Genomic DNA, 3,966 nt, shown 5'->3' on the forward strand with positions numbered 1-3,966 from the left:
AAGGGTACGCACGGGAGAGGGTCCTGCCAATTCTTGTCACCCTAATCACCTACATCCGCACTCGGTCTTGGCCAGGGTTATGATCATGGCCTTCTACTTAAGCATAAAGATGGGTCGTTTACTGGCCACCAGGTCAAGACGCGTTGCCATGACCTACCGCCTTGGAAGGCAGGGGATGAAGCCGTTTTGGCAACATGCACCCGGTTCGCCAAACTGGAATCGGAATATCCTGGAAAATTCCGGAACTTCTGCTTCTTGACGAATCACTCTCTCTATTCGAATAGTAATGGGCAAGATCTTCGGTACGTTCTGCAATCGATAAAGAGTGCGGCGACAGTTAACGACATACCAACTACAGCTCGCCGATGGTTCAGTCGAGTCATGAAAGATGCTGACGTTACTGAACCGGTTGCTTTTGCCGCCCTATCTAAGACTGTTGCGAATGCCGAGCTACCCAAGCTTCGCGATGCGCTTATGAGGCTTATTGATGCCATTGTCCACTGCTGGACTCCAGCGGCTGACTGTTCACACAATGCGGTTAAACATGCAGCGCAAGTCTTGATTGACGAGTGCGCCAGAGCCTCTTCTCTAGGTCACGAACAGCTCCTACCTGCTTACGTCATGACAACTATCGACGATGCGGCAGACACAGCTGCACGAATAAATGGGAAGCGCATGACTCTTGCTCGTGTTCAAGATATTCTTGAGCATGGGCGCAATAGTTCCGCAACGTTGGCTGGTAATCCTGATATTTATGTTGAGCCGGGAGTAGGCAGTATAAATCTACTACATGCGAAGGTGGACGCGGGTGGATTCTCTCTGGTGTCGAGGAACTCCGCAGAAGATCTACGTGATAAAGCTGACTACCTTGGAATTGCTTGGATTAATAAATACGGACGGGACAAGGGGCTAGAACGCTACGACCACATCCGCTCAGTCGTACTCAACGATGCCGGACGAGCGTTCGAAGCTACAGAGACTGACACTGACGATTTCGGACCTGCCATGAGAGAAGATCTGCGTCGCCGGTTCAGCGAAAGACGTGCGGCTGGCGATCAACTCTATGACTGCACCGACGATCACCTAGAAGGTATAGCTTTCTCATTGACTGCTCAGTGTAAGGTTATTTGGAGCCATGCTCGCCCCTGGGAATCCGACTGATGGATTTAGTCGAGACCATCGCTGAACTCGATAGTCAGCCAAATTTACATGCAGCCCGTCTTCTCGTGCTCATCTCAGCCTTTTCAGATGTGCAGCAGCAAGAGGCTTTAGAAGGACTCACAAAGCTTGCCAAACTCGATTTTCTACTCCGCTATCCCGTCATGCTTGAGCGTGCCCTTTCCGCAAAGGGTCGTTCTACGCGGGATGTTCAGCTTAAGGATTATGAGCGTCTGAGTGTCGAGTCTCAGATGGTGCGCTATAGATTCGGACCTTGGGACCACCGGTACCGTGAGTTCCTCAATATCCTTATCGGTAAAGGACTAGTTACGGTCAGAACGGAGGGGCGAAAGATTGTGATTGCGCTCACAGAAAACGGCAGGGAATTAGCATTGAAGTTGAGTGCCAACCCAGAGTTTCAAGACTACGCGAGGCGATCTGAATTATTGAAGCGGCATTTCAACCTAAAAGGGACATCATTGATGAATTTCATCTATGAGACGTTCCCTGAAGTTGTGTCACTTCGATCGAACGAGAGAATCCCAACATGAATATCCGGCTGACACAACTTGTTGTCAGAACACGTCAGACGATCGAGCGTATTGATTTCTCGAAGACCGTTACTTTTCTTTACGGCCCAGTTGGTACAGGTAAGTCGACCGTAGCTCGCCTCATTGATTACTGCTTCGGCGGCGACTTGGAACGCACGCCAGCAATTCAACAAGAGTTCGTGTCTGTCGTTCTTGGCGCGACACTCGGCGAATATGAATGCACACTAGAACGTGGAGATGAAGACACGCAGTCGGTTCGCGTCACCTGGAGCCTAGGAAAAGAGGATATAGGATCAGTAAACGCTCCGCTGTCTGCAAGTGAAGCGCTGCTGCCGGACACTGAAGTATATAACCTTAGCGATCTCTTGTTTCATCTATGCGGGGTGGAACCCATTAAGGTTCTCAGGCGGAGCCGCGATCCAAATTCGCCATTGGTCAGACTTAGCTTTCGAGATATCTGGCGGTACTGCTATTTGGATCAGGCTCTTTTGGATTCGTCGTTTTTTCGCTTAGATGACCCATTCCGAGGCAGGAAAAGTCAGGATGCGATGCGGTTTTTTACGGGATTGCATTCGGAGCGCTTGAGTCAGTTACAGGCGGATTATTATCGTGCCATCAGTGAAAAAGCCGGCGCTCGCGAAGCTGTTATCCAGATTCGTGAATTCATGTCGCGATTCGGTCTTGGTTCTGAGCTTGAGCTTACAGAAGGGATAGAGATACTTGAGAGTGATCTGCGAGCGAAACAAGCACAGAAGCAGACTCTCGAAACAGAGCGTGCAACCGACACGCATCCGACCGACGAAATGAAAAGCGAGCTACGCGAACTAAGCTTGGCAGTTGCCGACCTGCAAGAAGCTATCGACACTTCTCAGACCATACTCGGCGAACAAGAAGCCCTTAAAGCTGAGCTAATTACAGCGAAGTTGAAGGCTGGGCGTGCGGAACAGGCAGGCCAAATCTTTGAGGATATCGATTACTCAATTTGCCCTCAATGCGGCTCTGACCTATCGATGCGTCCCGCAGTTGATGATCAGTGCCGACTTTGCGGAACGCCCTCTGCAGCTACTGATATACGCCCTGGTTTAGATACTGAGGTGATTCGACGGGAGCTTAATGACCGCATTGATCAGATTTCAGACTCAATGAACCGAAAACGGCAAGCACTGGAGCGGTCCGAACGAGAGCTTCAGAGACTTGAAAACACAAAGAGACAATTAGATCGTCAACTTCAGGACGCACTACAACGCTACGACTCAGCATTTGTTGAAAAGATTCGTATAGTTGACCGTGAAATCGCAACACTTGAGGAGCGATTCCAATCGCTTATGCGCCTTCAAGAGATGAGCCGGGCAATTGGTGAGCTTGAAGAGCGAGCTGGAGCATCACAAGGAATAATTGATCGATTACGATTTACTATCGAAGAGGAGCGAAGCCGACTTCGGTCAGGGGACGAGAATGCCCGTGCAATTGCAGAGAAATTCAAGGCAATTATGCTTGACGTTGGGCTGCCTGGCGTCTCAGATGAAGACGACGTCCTTTTAGACCCTCGCGACTGGAAGCCAGTCGTCGTTCATGCTGAACAAAAATGGGGGTTTTGGGAAACGGGAAGCGGAGGCAAGAAGACGCTCTTCAATGTCTGCTATGCACTGGCTGTTCATGAGGTTGCTCACGAACGAGGAATGCCTGTCCCAAGCATCCTAATCATTGATAGTCCAACTAAAAATATTAGCGATGACGAAAACCCTGAGTTAGTTCAGTCCTTGTATCGAGAGATATATCGGTCGGCTACTGCAGTAAGCGGTATAGGCACACAATTCTTGATTATCGATTCTGATCTTGTTGAACCCACATCTGAACTTATAGGCTTTTCACAAAAGCGGATGGCAGGCACGCGGGATGCGCCGAGCTTAATTTCTTATTACGATGGGCCGTAAACACTTTAATATCCGCTATCGTCAAAGATGCGGAGGATTTTGGCAACGCCTTCACTAGCGCCTAGCGTCGTCGAAATTATGAGCTTCTGCTAGTCGAGGCATTTCATCACCAAGGCCGCAAGTCAAATTAATAGCCATCCACATGAAAGGGATGTCTTTGTTCTCGACTTTGGCCATTTTCGGGCCATGGAGGGAGGGCTGAGTGATGCCCCAAACGGCTCAGGCAGGATCGGTTGAGTTGGCGGCAGAGGGACGCGGGCGGTATCGTCTGATGTCGACCAAAACGCCAGCGATGCCTGCCGATGCGCCCTCTGCCAGCCACG

Annotated in this window: 2 protein-coding genes and 1 pseudogene; all 3 read left to right on the forward strand. The window is 50.1% G+C overall.

Annotated features, from left to right (window positions below; genetic code table 11):
- Positions 1–108: 108 nt before the first annotated feature.
- Positions 109–1,161, forward strand: a pseudogene (locus D779_RS21680) (dsDNA nuclease domain-containing protein); the annotation flags it as partial.
- Positions 1,161–1,709, forward strand: coding sequence for an ABC-three component system middle component 4 (locus tag D779_RS11145; RefSeq protein ID WP_043753857.1), 549 nt, complete (start codon positions 1,161–1,163; stop codon positions 1,707–1,709). The pseudogene D779_RS21680 and the gene D779_RS11145, both read left to right, overlap by 1 nt.
- The gene (locus D779_RS22225) at positions 1,706–3,643 is read left to right on the forward strand and encodes an AAA family ATPase (protein ID WP_157726376.1); all 1,938 of its coding nucleotides are present in this window, start codon (positions 1,706–1,708) and stop codon (positions 3,641–3,643) included. The genes D779_RS11145 and D779_RS22225 overlap by 4 nt, the downstream gene beginning before the upstream one ends.
- Positions 3,644–3,966: the final 323 nt, after the last annotated feature.

Origin of the sequence: Imhoffiella purpurea (assembly GCF_000585215.1) — a bacterium.
In the GTDB taxonomy this organism is placed as follows: domain Bacteria; phylum Pseudomonadota; class Gammaproteobacteria; order Chromatiales; family Chromatiaceae; genus Imhoffiella; species Imhoffiella purpurea.

Excerpts from the sequence above, each read along its gene's own strand:
- D779_RS11145 (WP_043753857.1), top strand. The coding sequence starts at position 1,161 with ATGGATTTAGTCGAGACCATCGCTGAACTCGATAGTCAGCCAAATTTA.
- D779_RS22225 (WP_157726376.1), top strand. The coding sequence starts at position 1,706 with ATGAATATCCGGCTGACACAACTTGTTGTCAGAACACGTCAGACGATC.